Annotated in this window: 7 protein-coding genes, 2 tRNA genes, 3 rRNA genes and 1 riboswitch; of the genes, 11 read left to right on the plus strand and 1 reads right to left on the minus strand. The window is 42.9% G+C overall.

Annotation, left to right across the window (positions count from 1 at the left end; all coding sequences use genetic code 11):
* The first annotated feature begins 123 nt into the window (after positions 1 to 123).
* The 5 genes from E2636_RS00005 (at position 124) to rrf (ending at position 5,335) form a co-directional block, all read left to right on the plus strand.
* A 16S ribosomal RNA gene (locus tag E2636_RS00005) occupies positions 124 to 1,661 on the plus strand.
* Between the two features lie 98 nt (positions 1,662 to 1,759).
* Positions 1,760 to 1,836, plus strand: a tRNA-Ile gene (locus tag E2636_RS00010).
* A 9-nt stretch (positions 1,837 to 1,845) separates the two neighbouring features.
* A tRNA-Ala gene (locus E2636_RS00015) sits at positions 1,846 to 1,921 on the plus strand.
* A 245-nt stretch (positions 1,922 to 2,166) separates the two neighbouring features.
* A 23S ribosomal RNA gene (locus E2636_RS00020) occupies positions 2,167 to 5,091 on the plus strand.
* A gap of 128 nt (positions 5,092 to 5,219) precedes the next feature.
* Positions 5,220 to 5,335, plus strand: a 5S ribosomal RNA gene (gene rrf, locus E2636_RS00025).
* The 16S, 23S and 5S rRNA genes sit together here with 2 tRNA genes alongside, the layout of an rRNA operon.
* Positions 5,336 to 6,806: 1,471 nt before the next feature.
* Here the strand turns inward: rrf and E2636_RS00035 are convergent.
* Positions 6,807 to 7,991: a pyridoxal phosphate-dependent aminotransferase gene (locus E2636_RS00035; RefSeq protein WP_134207875.1), complete on the minus strand. Its 1,185-nt coding sequence runs from the start codon at positions 7,989 to 7,991 to the stop codon at positions 6,807 to 6,809.
* Positions 7,992 to 8,075: 84 nt separating this feature from the next.
* Here E2636_RS00035 and E2636_RS00040 point away from each other — a divergent pair, with 84 nt between their 5' ends.
* From E2636_RS00040 to E2636_RS00065, 6 genes are all read left to right on the plus strand, one after another.
* Complete coding sequence (locus E2636_RS00040) at positions 8,076 to 8,870, plus strand: carbon-nitrogen family hydrolase (RefSeq protein ID WP_134207877.1); 795 nt, start codon at positions 8,076 to 8,078, stop codon at positions 8,868 to 8,870.
* Positions 8,871 to 8,950: 80 nt separating this feature from the next.
* Positions 8,951 to 9,059, plus strand: a riboswitch (SAM riboswitch).
* A 276-nt stretch (positions 9,060 to 9,335) separates the two neighbouring features.
* Positions 9,336 to 10,349, plus strand: a complete 1,014-nt coding sequence (locus tag E2636_RS00045) for a methionine ABC transporter ATP-binding protein (RefSeq protein ID WP_134207879.1) — start codon at positions 9,336 to 9,338, stop codon at positions 10,347 to 10,349.
* A complete protein-coding gene (locus E2636_RS00050) occupies positions 10,339 to 11,010 on the plus strand; it encodes a methionine ABC transporter permease (protein WP_134207881.1) in 672 nt (223 codons plus the stop codon). The genes E2636_RS00045 and E2636_RS00050 overlap by 11 nt, the downstream gene beginning before the upstream one ends.
* Before the next feature lie 18 nt (positions 11,011 to 11,028).
* Positions 11,029 to 11,859: a MetQ/NlpA family ABC transporter substrate-binding protein gene (locus E2636_RS00055; RefSeq protein WP_134207883.1), complete on the plus strand. Its 831-nt coding sequence runs from the start codon at positions 11,029 to 11,031 to the stop codon at positions 11,857 to 11,859.
* Positions 11,860 to 11,874: 15 nt separating this feature from the next.
* Positions 11,875 to 12,945, plus strand: a complete 1,071-nt coding sequence (locus E2636_RS00060) for an iron-containing alcohol dehydrogenase family protein (protein ID WP_134207885.1) — start codon at positions 11,875 to 11,877, stop codon at positions 12,943 to 12,945.
* Between the two features lie 994 nt (positions 12,946 to 13,939).
* Positions 13,940 to 14,764 (plus strand): YihY/virulence factor BrkB family protein, encoded by an 825-nt coding sequence (locus E2636_RS00065; RefSeq protein WP_134207887.1) that lies wholly within the window; start codon positions 13,940 to 13,942, stop codon positions 14,762 to 14,764.
* Positions 14,765 to 14,795: the final 31 nt, after the last annotated feature.

The following is a 14,795-nucleotide window of genomic DNA, read 5'->3' on the forward strand; positions in this document are numbered from 1 at the left end:
TAGAAGCAAAACGTTTTCTTACGCCGACACCTGTTGGTATTGAAAACAAACTTGAACTTAAACGTTCATTATAAACGTCAAATTTTTGACGCCAGCAACAAAGTCGAGCTAATCGACTCACCTATTATGGAGAGTTTGATCCTGGCTCAGGACGAACGCTGGCGGCGTGCCTAATACATGCAAGTCGAGCGGAGAGAAGAAGCTTGCTTCTTCTTTAGCGGCGGACGGGTGAGTAACACGTGGGCAACCTACCTTGTAGATTGGGATAACTCCGGGAAACCGGGGCTAATACCAAATAATCCATTTTGCTTCATGGCGAAATGTTGAAAGGCGGCTTCGGCTGTCACTACAAGATGGGCCCGCGGCGTATTAGCTAGTTGGTAGGGTAATGGCCTACCAAGGCGACGATACGTAGCCGACCTGAGAGGGTGATCGGCCACACTGGGACTGAGACACGGCCCAGACTCCTACGGGAGGCAGCAGTAGGGAATCTTCCACAATGGACGAAAGTCTGATGGAGCAACGCCGCGTGAGTGAAGAAGGTTTTCGGATCGTAAAACTCTGTGTAAGGGAAGAACACGTACGAGAGTAACTGCTCGTACTTGACGTACCTTATTAGAAAGCCACGGCTAACTACGTGCCAGCAGCCGCGTAATACGTAGGTGGCAAGCGTTGTCCGGAATTATTGGGCGTAAAGCGCGCGCAGGCGGTCCTTTAAGTCCGATGTGAAAGCCCACGGCTCAACCGTGGAGGGTCATTGGAAACTGGGGGACTTGAGTACAGAAGAGGAAAGCGGAATTCCACGTGTAGCGGTGAAATGCGTAGAGATGTGGAGGAACACCAGTGGCGAAGGCGGCTTTCTGGTCTGTAACTGACGCTGAGGCGCGAAAGCGTGGGGAGCAAACAGGATTAGATACCCTGGTAGTCCACGCCGTAAACGATGAGTGCTAAGTGTTAGGGGGTTTCCGCCCTTAGTGCTGCAGCTAACGCATTAAGCACTCCGCCTGGGAGTACGGCCGCAAGGCTGAAACTCAAAGGAATTGACGGGGGCCCGCACAAGCGGTGGAGCATGTGTTTTAATTCGAAGCAACGCGAAGAACCTTACCAGGTCTTGACATCCCACTGACCGGTTTAGAGATAAGCCTTTCCCTTCGGGACAGTGGTGACAGGTGGTGCATGGTTGTCGTCAGCTCGTGTCGTGAGATGTTGGGTTAAGTCCCGCAACGAGCGCAACCCTTGATCTTAGTTGCCAGCATTCAGTTGGGCACTCTAAGGTGACTGCCGGTGATAAACCGAGGAAGGTGGGGATGACGTCAAATCATCATGCCCCTTATGACCTGGGCTACACACGTGCTACAATGGACGATACAAAGGGCTGCAAACCCGCGAGGGGAGCCAATCCCATAAAATCGTTCTCAGTTCGGATTGTAGGCTGCAACTCGCCTACATGAAGCCGGAATCGCTAGTAATCGCGGATCAGCATGCCGCGGTGAATACGTTCCGGGCCTTGTACACACCGCCCGTCACACCACGAGAGTTTGTAACACCCGAAGTCGGTGAGGTAACCCTTGTGGAGCCAGCCGCCGAAGGTGGGACAGATGATTGGGGTGAAGTCGTAACAAGGTAGCCGTATCGGAAGGTGCGGCTGGATCACCTCCTTTCTAAGGATAATATCGGAATATAGACCTTGGGTCTGTAAGTTGACGTTTTGCGTTCAGTTTTGAAGGTTCATATGTAATTTTATATGAATTTCCTAAGAGGGCCTATAGCTCAGCTGGTTAGAGCGCACGCCTGATAAGCGTGAGGTCGATGGTTCGAGTCCATTTAGGCCCACCAAACTTCTTAGGGGCCTTAGCTCAGCTGGGAGAGCGCCTGCCTTGCACGCAGGAGGTCAGCGGTTCGATCCCGCTAGGCTCCACCAAAACATACTCCTTATGGAGTCATTTTTTTTGTTCTTTGAAAACTGGATAAAACGACATTGAAAGCAACAAACATTCAAGTAATTCATTTTTAATAAGTTCAATCTTATTAATAACTGATTTGAGGGTTTCAAGACACGAGCAGGTCGAGGAAGCAAGTGAGTGAACACCGGAGCGTACTTAGGTACGTGAGGATGTGAACGAACGTAGCTGACGAAGAGATGCGAAGTGGATTGGAAGCCGAAACGGTTAAGTTAATAAGGGCGCACGGTGAATGCCTTGGCACTAGGAGCCGATGAAGGACGGTACTAACACCGATATGCTTCGGGGAGCTGTAAGTAAGCTTTGATCCGGAGATTTCCGAATGGGGAAACCCACTGTTTTTAATCGAACAGTACGTTTACGTGAATACATAGCGTATCCGTGGCACACCCAGGGAACTGAAACATCTAAGTACCTGGAGGAAGAGAAAGAAATATCGATTCCCTGAGTAGCGGCGAGCGAAACGGGAAGAGCCCAAACCAAGAAGCTTGCTTCTTGGGGTTGTAGGACACTCAATACGGAGTTACAAAGGAACGAGGTAGACGAAGCGATCTGGAAAGGTCCGCCATAGCAGGTAAAAGCCCTGTAGTCGAAATTTCGTTCTCTCCTGAGTGGATCCTGAGTACGGCGGAACACGTGAAATTCCGTCGGAATCTGGGAGGACCATCTCCCAAGGCTAAATACTCCCTAGTGACCGATAGTGAACCAGTACCGTGAGGAAAGGTGAAAAGCACCCCGGAAGGGGAGTGAAATAGATCCTGAAACCGTGTGCCTACAAGTAGTTAGAGCCCGTTAATGGGTGATAGCGTGCCTTTTGTAGAATGAACCGGCGAGTTACGATTACATGCAAGGTTAAGCTGATAAGGCGGAGCCGCAGCGAAAGCGAGTCTGAATAGGGCGATAGAGTATGTAGTTGTAGACCCGAAACCAGGTGATCTACCCATGTCCAGGGTGAAGGTAAGGTAACACTTACTGGAGGCCCGAACCCACGCACGTTGAAAAGTGCGGGGATGAGGTGTGGGTAGCGGAGAAATTCCAATCGAACCTGGAGATAGCTGGTTCTCTCCGAAATAGCTTTAGGGCTAGCCTCAATTTTAGAATCCTGGAGGTAGAGCACTGTTTGGACTAGGGCCCATCCCGGGTTACCGAATTCAGACAAACTCCGAATGCCAGAGATTTATAATTGGGAGTCAGACTGCGAGTGATAAGATCCGTAGTCAAGAGGGAAACAGCCCAGACCACCAGCTAAGGTCCCAAAGTAATTGTTAAGTGGAAAAGGATGTGGCGTTGCTTAGACAACCAGGATGTTGGCTTAGAAGCAGCCATCATTTAAAGAGTGCGTAATAGCTCACTGGTCGAGTGACGCTGCGCCGAAAATGTATCGGGGCTAAACAATTCACCGAAGCTGTGGATTGACACTTAGGTGTCAATGGTAGGAGAGCGTTCTAAGGGCGTTGAAGCTAGACCGGAAGGACTGGTGGAGCGCTTAGAAGTGAGAATGCCGGTATGAGTAACGAAAGACGGGTGAGAATCCCGTCCACCGAATGACTAAGGTTTCCTGAGGTAGGCTCGTCCGCTCAGGGTTAGTCGGGACCTAAGTCGAGGCCGATAGGCGTAGACGATGGACAACAGGTTGATATTCCTGTACCACCACTCCACCGTTTGAGTAATGGGGGACGCAGAAGGATAGGGTAAGCGCGCTGTTGGTTATGCGCGTTCAAGCAGTGAGGCGTGGAATGAGGCAAATCCCGTTCCTATAACGTTGAGCTGTAATGACAAGGACCGTAAGGTCTGAGTTCCTGATTTCACACTGCCAAGAAAAGCCTCTAACGAGGTGGAAGGTGCCCGTACCGCAAACCGACACAGGTAGTCGAGGAGAGAATCCTAAGGTGAGCGAGAGAACTCTCGTTAAGGAACTCGGCAAAATGACCCCGTAACTTCGGGAGAAGGGGTGCTCTATTAGGGTGTTAAAGCCTGAGAGAGCCGCAGTGAATAGGCCCAGGCGACTGTTTAGCAAAAACACAGGTCTCTGCAAAACCGTAAGGTGACGTATAGGGGCTGACGCCTGCCCGGTGCTGGAAGGTTAAGAGGAGTGCTTAGCGCAAGCGAAGGTGCGAATTGAAGCCCCAGTAAACGGCGGCCGTAACTATAACGGTCCTAAGGTAGCGAAATTCCTTGTCGGGTAAGTTCCGACCCGCACGAAAGGCGTAACGATCTGGGCACTGTCTCAACGAGAGACTCGGTGAAATTATAGTACCTGTGAAGATGCAGGTTACCCGCGACAGGACGGAAAGACCCCGTGGAGCTTTACTGTAGCCTGATATTGAATTTTGGCACAACTTGTACAGGATAGGTAGGAGCCTGAGATTCCGGAGCGCCAGCTTCGGAGGAGGCGTCAGTGGGATACTACCCTGGTTGTGTTGAACTTCTAACCCTTGCCCCTTATCGGGGCAGGAGACAGTGTCAGGCGGGCAGTTTGACTGGGGCGGTCGCCTCCTAAAGTGTAACGGAGGCGCCCAAAGGTTCCCTCAGAATGGTTGGAAATCATTCGTAGAGTGTAAAGGCATAAGGGAGCTTGACTGCGAGACCTACAAGTCGAGCAGGGTCGAAAGACGGCTTAGTGATCCGGTGGTTCCGCATGGAAGGGCCATCGCTCAACGGATAAAAGCTACCCCGGGATAACAGGCTTATCTCCCCCAAGAGTCCACATCGACGGGGAGGTTTGGCACCTCGATGTCGGCTCATCGCATCCTGGGGCTGTAGTCGGTCCCAAGGGTTGGGCTGTTCGCCCATTAAAGCGGTACGCGAGCTGGGTTCAGAACGTCGTGAGACAGTTCGGTCCCTATCCGTCGTGGGCGTAGGAAATTTGAGAGGAGCTGTCCTTAGTACGAGAGGACCGGGATGGACACACCGCTGGTGTACCAGTTGTTCTGCCAAGAGCATCGCTGGGTAGCTATGTGTGGACGGGATAAGTGCTGAAAGCATCTAAGCATGAAGCCCCCCTCGAGATGAGATTTCCCATTGCGCAAGCAAGTAAGATCCCTCAAAGACGATGAGGTAGATAGGTTCGAGGTGGAAGCACGGCGACGTGTGCAGCTGACGAATACTAATCGATCGAGGACTTAACCAAATAAAGATTGAATGGCTTTCAATGGCTCGTTTATCCAGTTTTGAGTGAATAAAATATTTTTTGCTCAAAACACTTGCAATAAACCTTGAGTATTGGTATAATAATACTTGTCTTTAAAAAACAAATAGTCTAGTGATAATGGCAAAGAGGTCACACCCGTTCCCATCCCGAACACGGAAGTTAAGTTCTTTTGCGCCGATGGTAGTTGGGGGTCTCCCCCTGTGAGAGTAGGACGTCGCTAGGCAAATAAGAAACCGTTACCTGTAAAAAGGTAACGGTTTTTTTGTGTGGTTTTATCCAAGCTTGAATAGAAGATGTGTGAGAAATAGGTTAAACAAAGAGTTCAGGGAGATAAGGAATGAGACCTGGAGCATACGGAATAACCTACGTTGTGACGAAAGTCATTAGATGTATTTACTAGTTGTCTCAACTAACAATTCACCTTATTGATGAAAATGACATCACTTTTTGATATTTTCGTTCCCTAATAAGCAGCATACCGAAAATTAAACCAGCTATTCCTCCTCTATTGATGAAGTGAGAAGCTTTTATGTGGATAAAATTGGGTGAAGCGGAATAAAACCTGGTTCTAGCCGATTAAACGAGTTGCAAAGCCGATTAAATCTCAGGTGAAGCCGATTAAAACCTCTCCGTAGCCGAATAAATCCCTATCTAAGCCGATTAAATCTTTTTCACCTATCTAATAGATAGTAATATGTATCATCCACTGATGGAAGTTAAGTTCTATTGCTCCGATGGTAGCTTTAGGATCTCCACGAGGGAAACCTGTAATCTTGAAAATTATTTATGAAACCAACTTTTTGTTCGTAACCAGCATTTCCATTTCCTCGTGCTGATCCCAGAAGGAACGCTCCAATTCGACAGGCCGAAAGCGATAAGCAAACAGAAACCAGTTTGTCCTTGATTTCTGCTAGTTCATTGGGCTTAAAATGGTTACAGTATTTGCAAGAATACGAGTTTCCAACTGGTCACTAGCTAACAGTGTTTCTAGGGTACCCTTTTTAATCAAGAAAAAATCACAAACTTAAAAACTAGGAACATAATTAAAGTAAGGAATGTTTGAAGCATAATAAAATTTGCATATCCTTTATTACTCTTCTTTTCCTTATTTTTTCTATAATATTGAATGACTAAATATTCGTTTGTAAAACAAGTAACGTTAATGATTAAAAGGAATACTAAGGTTATCGTTAAAGCATTTTCATAAGAAGTAAAAGAAGTTGAAAAGAGTAGAAGCGTTATAAGTAAGTGAGTATAAGAAAATCGGAATTCTTTTATTAATGCCATATAAATGCCTCCAATATTAATCACATACTATTGAAGCTACGGTATATGCGACCGGAATTGCTTGAGCCAACAGTTAAACATAACTGAAAAGCAGCGTAAGTATAGGGACCCGCATGTAGGGGTCCTGTAATATTTAGGGAATCACCACATGAAACTCCAGATGTGTCAACTGTTACTCCGCTTCCCCCAACGGGTACCTGGGCTCTATTTTGCTCGTCAATTACAGTTTTACTTTCTGATACTAAATAATTGTTGATCTGTTGCTTCTGCAAGTTATCGGTCATATGAACACGCGGGAGACACCGCCGTAATTATTAGCTATGAAACCAACTTTTTATTCGTAAAATGTACAGGTGAATTTTGTCATTTATTTGACATAAGGGGTAAAATTTTAAAATTGCATATTGTTACTCATTCGTCATATCCTTATTAAATATGCCTAATCTCCCTATACGGTCAATGGCTTCTTCTAAACGATGTTCATCTACTAATAATCCAACGCGAATATAGCCTTCTCCAAATTCACCAAAGCCATTTCCGGGTGCTACGGCTACGTCTGTTTCACTTAACAGTTTATCCGCGAAGTTCTGGCTTGTGAACCCTTTTGGGACGTTTAGCCAAGCAAAGAATGATCCTCTAGGAGCTTCTACTTTCCATCCGATGCGATTGCATGCAGAGATTAGCGCATTTCGACGTTTTTCGTAGTTATTAACAAAAGTAGTCACACAATCTTGATTTCCATTTAATGCAGCTACCGCAGCATGTTGTACGGCGGGGAATAGACTGACAAACATATGGTCTTGAATCACGTTTATTGCATCAATTATTTGTGAATTGCCGATAGCAAAACCGACACGCCAACCGGCCATATTGAATGTTTTAGACATTGTGTACATTTCAATACCAACGTCTTTTGCGCCTTCTGCTTGTAAAAAACTCACTGGCTTAACTCCATCAAATCCAACGGCTCCGTAGGCAAAATCATGACATATAGCGATTTCATTTTCTTTGGCAAATGCCACAGTGTCATTGAAAAAATTAAGGTCCGCAATCGCTCCTGTAGGATTATTTGGATAGTTAAGATACATGAGTTTTGCTCGTTTTTTACTCTCTTTAGAGAGCGCTCCATAATCGGGTAAAAAATTATTTTCAGCGATAAGTGGTACCGTATCAAGTTTAACGTCGGCTAATACGACCCCTGACAAATAGTCTGGATAACCAGGGTCTGGTAGCAACATCCAATCGCCAGGATTTAACACGGCCATTGGCAATTCAACAAGTCCAATTTTCGTTCCAGATAAAATAGCTACTTCCGTTAATGGGTCGATGTCGACATTGTATTCACGTTTATAAAAATTAGCGGCAGCTTCTTTCAATTCGCTAATTCCTCGGAACGGCGAATATTTATGGGTAGTTGGGTTTTCAACAGCTTCTTGAAGTGCTTTTACGATATGTAAAGGGGTTGGTTGATCAGGGTTACCTTGACCTAGGTTGATCACATCGCGTCCTTGAGCAATAGCATCTCCTGTTTTTTGCACTAGAGAAGCAAAAAATTGTGGAGGTAATTGTTGTAGTTTTTTTGAAAGTTTCATGGCAGTTCCTCATTTTCTGAAATAGTTGCAATCGTCTGCCAAATCTTATAACCTTTTGTGTATCTTGTCTATAGGAGGAGTACCATGAAAATCGCATGCATTCAACTCGACGTTGCGTTTGCCGATCCCGATAAAAATTTTCATAACGTCCAAATGTTAATTGAAAAAGCCGTAAATGAAGGTGCAGAGCTCGTTGTTTTACCTGAAATGTGGAATACTGCATATGCATTAAAAGAATTAGAGCAACTTGCTGATTTCGAAGGGAAACGAACGAAAAAGTTTCTTTCAGAACTGGCGCGTTTACATCACATCCACATCGTAGGTGGTTCGGTTTCTACAAAAAAAGGAACTAACTTCTACAACACCATGTATGTATTTACGAACGATGGTAAACTTGTTGCAGAATATGATAAAGCGCATTTATTTCGTCTGATGGATGAACATCTTTATCTACAAGCAGGAAATAAGGAAAATGTGTTTTCGTTAGGTTCCATTCAAGCTGGAGGACTCATATGTTATGACTTAAGGTTTCCTGAATGGTTACGGGCACACGCATTAGCTGGGGCGAAGGTGTTATTTATTCCAGCACAATGGCCAGAGACCCGTATTGATCATTGGAAGATCTTACTGCAAGCACGTGCAATTGAAAATCAATGTTTCGTGATCGCGGTGAATCGAACTGGTAGTGATCCAAATAATCATTTTAATGGACAATCGATGATTATTGCACCTTGGGGTAAAATCTTGTGGACTGGTGCTGAACAAGAAGAGTACGCATTGATTGATGTTGATTTTTCGGAAGTTGAAGAAGTGCGTAAACGTATACCTGTTTATGAAGATCGTAGACCAGCACTTTATAATTCATTATTTGAAAAGTAAAAATTTTATTCAAAAAGTGTTTGACACTTGTCGAAAAACAACGTAGTATTTGGTTTCAGCAACAAAACAACTACATACGGAATTTATCAAGAGAGACTGAGGGATAGGCCCTATGACGTCCGGCAACCTCCAGCACGAGCTGGGAAGGTGCCAATTCCTACAGAATGAAGTCATTCTGAAAGATAACCAAAATCCAATTTTCGGTGCCTCTTTCTTTATGAAAGGGGCTTTTTTGCGATTTAAGGAAGTAAGTTTTGCAAGAAAGGCTTTCGCATCGGTTCTTCGGGCGCTGGTGTCAATCTAGTAGGCGCTTTACGCTTCTCTTGGTTTTAATAAAGTATAAGTTTGATAAATAAATTTTATTTATCGAAGTAGACATATACAGCTCGCATATCCGCTTACGAAAATCAGTAATGAGTTTCAAATTGAGGTATAGTGACGCTTTTGGTGAAAAGGGGCTTTGTGATGATAAGAATTAAAGAGTTGTCTAAAGAATACACAACAAAAAAAGGTCCTGTAATTGGTGTTAATCAAGTAAACCTTACGATCTCTGAAGGGGAAGTGTTCGGGATTGTCGGATATTCAGGAGCCGGCAAGAGTTCATTGCTACGCTGTATCAACTTACTTGAACGACCTACGGGTGGCAGTATTGAAGTAAACGGGCGTGACCTGACAAAATTAAAAGGTGAGGAATTACGAAAAGCACGATTGAAAATCGGCATGATTTTTCAACACTTTTACTTAATTAGTCAGAAGACGGTAGCCGAAAATATTTCATTTGCATTGAAAGCTGCAAGTACTCCGAGAGAAAAAATGGCATCTCGTGTTGTGGAATTGCTTGAGATGGTTGGTTTAACAGATAAGAAAGATGTGTATCCAGCTCAACTAAGTGGAGGACAAAAACAACGTGTTGGCATAGCCCGTGCATTGGCAAACAATCCGGCCGTGTTATTGTGTGACGAAGCTACTTCAGCACTCGATCCAAACACAACATTATCCATTTTACGGTTACTCAAAAAAATTAATCGCGAATTAAATATCACGATTGTGTTAATCACGCATGAAATGAATGTGGTAAAAGAAATTTGTGATCGCATGGCAGTTATGCAAGATGGTCGTGTCGTAGAAGAGGGAGATGTGTATGACATCTTCTCAAACCCTGTAACGGATTTGACGAAAGAATTTATTAGCAGTGTTGTATCGTTCGATGTGCCTCAGTCAATATTAGACGCTTGTAAAGGTCGACTCGTGAAAGTTCTATTTAGGGGAGATGTTGCAGGTGAGGGAATTATAGCAGACACAGTTAAGCAATTTGATATAAAAGCGAACTTTCTACATGGTTCGATTGAATACATTCAAGAAAAACCACTTGGTTTGTTTTTAATGGAAATAAAAGGGGAACCAGATGATGTTACGAGGGCTATCTCATATATGGAAGGCCGAGGAGCGCAAGCGGAGGTGATTCGAAATGGGCTTTGATTTTCAACATATGATAGAACTTGGACCTGACATTTTAAAAGCATTTGGGCAAACGATGTACATGATCGGAATCTCACTGACAGTTGCCATTATTATAGGATTACCACTGGGCATAGTGCTGTTCATTACTGATCGTGGAGTATTCTTAGAAAATAGATTTGTGAAATCGACGCTTGGTTTTGTATCCAATATGGTACGTTCCATTCCGTTTATTATTTTGTTAGTAGCACTTATTCCTTTAACCAAATTACTCGCAGGTACTATTATTGGACCAGGAGCAGCAAGTGTTTCGTTGTCCGTTGCGGGCATTCCATTTTTCGCTCGAATCATCGAAACGTCTTTACGTGAAATTGATAAGGGTGTCATTGAAGCGGCTGTTGCAGTAGGTGCAACACCTTGGATGATTATCAAGGATGTCTTATTACCAGAAGCAAAATCGAGCATTGTACAAGGGATTACATTAACCGTCGTTAGTTTAATTGCCTATTCGGCAATGGCGGGTGTAGTAGGTGGTGGCGGTATTGGTGACTTAGCCATTCGCTTTGGTTATTACAGGTATGACAATACAATCATGATTGTTACGATTGTTATATTAATTGTTCTCGTTCAAATCATTCAATTAATAGGTGACTGGACGTCAAAAGCAATAGATAAAAGATAATAGAGGAGAGAAATGAACATGAAAAAGGGATTATTTACAATCATCTTAGTTATCTTAATGTCAGTACTTGCCGCTTGTGGTGGGGAAAAGGAAGCGGGTACAGATTCAGCAAATGAAAAATCTGTTAAGTTAGGCGGAACAGCAGGTCCTTACAGTGATATGTTAAACAAAGCGATTAAACCCGCTTTAGAAGAAAAGGGATATAAAGTTGAGATTATAGAATTTAGTGATTATATTCAACCAAATAATGCATTAGATAATGGAGATATTGATGCGAACCTTTTCCAACACTCAATTTACTTAGAGAACTTCTCGAAAGAAAACGATATGGATCTAACAGGTCTTCTAACAGTACCGACTGCACCAATGGGCATTTATTCAAATAAATTCGAGTCAATTGAAGAGATTGAAGAGGGTGCTACGATTGCGATACCAAATGATCCAGTAAACGCAGCACGTACTTTCTTAGTCTTACAAGACCATGACTTAATTGAATTAGATCCAAGTTCTGAGCCATTAACAGTTTCTGAAAAAGATATCAAAACGAACACGAAAAACTTAGTGTTCCAACCAATTGAAGCAGGTGGCTTGCCTCGTGCTGTAGAAGGTTCCGACTTAGCTGCAGTACCAGGAAACTTCGCTTTAGCAGCAAAAATGGATTTATTGGATGCTTTAGTTCTTGAAGATATGCCAGATCAATACCGTAACTTAGTTGCCGTAAAGACTGAAAATAAAGATTCACAACTTGCGAAAGACTTAGTTGATATCGTAGAGTCACCAGAATTTGAAGCAATAATCGACAAGGATTTTGTAGGATTTGGTAAGCCAGAGTGGATGGAAAACCGTTAAGAGAGAAGGGTAATTGTGAAAGATATCATCGTTCGTGGGGCACCAGCTGAATACGTATGTAAAAGTGGAGTGCTAGATGAACTTGAAAACAAATTATTGATTAGAAACATTAACCGTGTGCTCATTGTCTCGGGCGTGAAATCATGGAATGCGGCTAGCCACTATTTACCTAATCTGAAAAATATCCATGTAACACACATTTTCTATCACGGAGAATGTTCCCTCACTGAAATTACTAGAGTGGCTAATTTAGCACAATTCAATATAGTAGATGCCATAATTGGTGTAGGTGGTGGAAAAGTGTTAGATGTGGTTAAAGCAGCAGCTTGTATAAGTGAAACGAAGGCAATTTTAATTCCAACGCTTGCTTCAAACTGTGCACCATGGACACCCCTTAGTGTAATTTATACAGATGAAGGTAAGATGACTCATTATGATGTGTACCCAATGAGTGTCGACATTCTCCTCATAGAGCCGCGAATTTTAGTGGAAGCCCCCATTCCACTTCTCATTGCAGGTATCGGGGACACAATTGCCAAGTGGTATGAGGCAGATGTGCAAATTAGTAAATTAACTGATCCCTCTGTTGCACTTAAAGTCGCACATCATACAGCGAAACTGTGCGCGAATGAAATGTTCGAGAATGCACAACAGGCTATTAGTGATGCAAAAGAACAGAAAGTGTCGAATGCGTTTCTCAAAGTAGTCGAATCGATTATTATGCTTGGTGGTATGGTAGGTGGATTTGGTGATCATTTTGGTCGCACTGCTGGTGCCCACTCCATTCATAATGGTATGACGATTGTACCCGAGTCACATAAGGCTTTACATGGAAGTAAAGTGGCCTATGGAATTTTAGTGCAGCTGCTTCTAGAACAAAAAGAGAGTGAAGTCGAGCGGCTTTTTGGTTTTTATAAGGAAATTGGTTTGCCTACTACTTTGCACGAATTGAACATTTCTGTTGAATGGATAGATGATATTGCTGAACACTCTACACGTGAAGATGAGTCAATTCACCAAATGCGTAGTGCAAAAATGACCGCAACTGAAGTGGCAACAGTTATAAGGAAATTAGAGTCGCGTTAGTTAGTTTCAAAATGTTGAAAACCCCTTATAAACGTAAGGCACTGAAAAAAATATTATTTCTTAGCTTATGGACTAGTAAAGGTGTGATTTCCGTTTCAGCGCACTTTCATGTTTCGAAGCTAGCAAAGCGATGCAGAAACAGAAACAGGCGGACGCTTTCCGCGGGCGAGCGCCAAGTCTCCTCGTCCGCTAGAAAACCCTTGCTCCTGCGGAGTCTCGTCTGTCTCGCTTTTTCCGCCGGAGTCGCCGCCTTCCACTTCAATCTCTTGTAAATAATCGAAAGACAAACCTACTATTTTGATATTGATACAGTCTTTCTGTTTCGTAAAGGTTGTTATACAAGAAAAGAAGGCCTATTCTGTGACAATAAAATCGCAGACATAAGAATCAAGAAGCCTTTCAAAATAGTAAGGAATTTAAGAAAAAGCGAAATGACGCTATAAATTCGAAGCGGAAAATAGTGAATTGAAATAGACTCGGGTATGATGTAGCATCATCTGCATGTCTATTTGATATGCAGATACAAGAAGCCATAAACATATTCGTAGTAAACCTTAAACGAATTATGTCCTTACTGAAGGAATCAGAGTAAGCAATACGAAAGAAAAGGCAACATTTCGTTCAAATTTGAACGAAATGTTGCCTTTTTCAATTTAAACACACTTACAAATTTTAAAAACGTAACGTTTTCAGTGGCCTCTACCAACGTAAGGGGTTTTTTTCATATACTACAAACTATTGTTATTTTTTAAGTTCATGTACTATTAATTTATTGCTAAAGGAATGTTATTGATAGTAAACGAATATAGATAATGAGACGAGTTCAACGACGACTGTTCACCTAGTAGCAATTTTTCATTCTCATCTATAGTTACTATCTATAGTTACTATAATACACCCCTAAAACGCTATATAATTACTGATAAATTCATCTTACTCACTTGCCCGTTTTTCTGTCACAATATTATTAATAATAAGCTTGGGGGAACAGTACATGGAGCTTGTAAAGAACGTTTTTGTGAGATTCTTTAAGGAAAGATTTTTTGATGAAGCGGCACAAACAGCTTACTATCTTCTGTTATCGATCTTTCCTTTTCTAATTTTTATCTTGTCACTCATCAGCTTTTTTCCCATAGATCCACAACAAATTTTAGATTTCTTGAAACCTTTTGCGCCTGGTGATTCTTTTGCTCTTATTGAAGATAATGTCACAAATATTTTAGCTTCGGATAAAGGTCGAGTGTTATCGGTTAGTTTACTTTCTGCTTTTTGGGTTTCATCCATGGCTGTGCAGGCTCTTGCACGTGCACTAAATGGAGCAAATGGAATAAAAAGCACACTACCGTTTTGGAAAGGGTTGCTTCGAGATCTTGGTGTAACACTTTTGTTTATGATGCTAGTGCCTCTTTCTTTATTTTTACCGTTCATTGAAAGTGGATTGCACTGGTTAGTGTCGTATTCAGGTTCTGTAGATGCTTGGCATGGGTGGATTTATATTTGGCCAGTCGTCAGATGGGGACTTGGTTCAATATTTTTGTTCTTCTTCTTCCTTCTCTTCTATAAAATCATACCAAATGAAAAATTGACTTTGAGTGAAGTTTGGCCTGGTGCTTTGTTTTCGGCGGTAGGTTGGCAAGTGGTTTCGCTCGTTTTTGCAAACTATGTTTCCAATGTTAATTATACGCGTTTATACGGTCAACTCTCAGGGATTATCGTGCTCGTGCTGTGGTTCTACTTAACGGCTGTGGTGATTTTATTGTCAGGATTACTGATTGCAGAGGTGCGAAAGATTCGGAGGTCTATAAAAAGAGCAGTGTAAAAATACCATGAATGCGTATGTGCCCGCCATC

The sequence above is a fragment of the Paenisporosarcina antarctica genome (assembly GCF_004367585.1).
GTDB lineage: Bacteria > Bacillota > Bacilli > Bacillales_A > Planococcaceae > Paenisporosarcina > Paenisporosarcina antarctica.

Excerpts from the sequence above, each read along its gene's own strand:
- E2636_RS00035 (WP_134207875.1), bottom strand. The coding sequence starts at position 7,991 with ATGAAACTTTCAAAAAAACTACAACAATTACCTCCACAATTTTTTGCT.
- E2636_RS00040 (WP_134207877.1), top strand. The coding sequence starts at position 8,076 with ATGAAAATCGCATGCATTCAACTCGACGTTGCGTTTGCCGATCCCGAT.
- E2636_RS00045 (WP_134207879.1), top strand. The coding sequence starts at position 9,336 with ATGATAAGAATTAAAGAGTTGTCTAAAGAATACACAACAAAAAAAGGT.
- E2636_RS00050 (WP_134207881.1), top strand. The coding sequence starts at position 10,339 with ATGGGCTTTGATTTTCAACATATGATAGAACTTGGACCTGACATTTTA.
- E2636_RS00055 (WP_134207883.1), top strand. The coding sequence starts at position 11,029 with ATGAAAAAGGGATTATTTACAATCATCTTAGTTATCTTAATGTCAGTA.
- E2636_RS00065 (WP_134207887.1), top strand. The coding sequence starts at position 13,940 with ATGGAGCTTGTAAAGAACGTTTTTGTGAGATTCTTTAAGGAAAGATTT.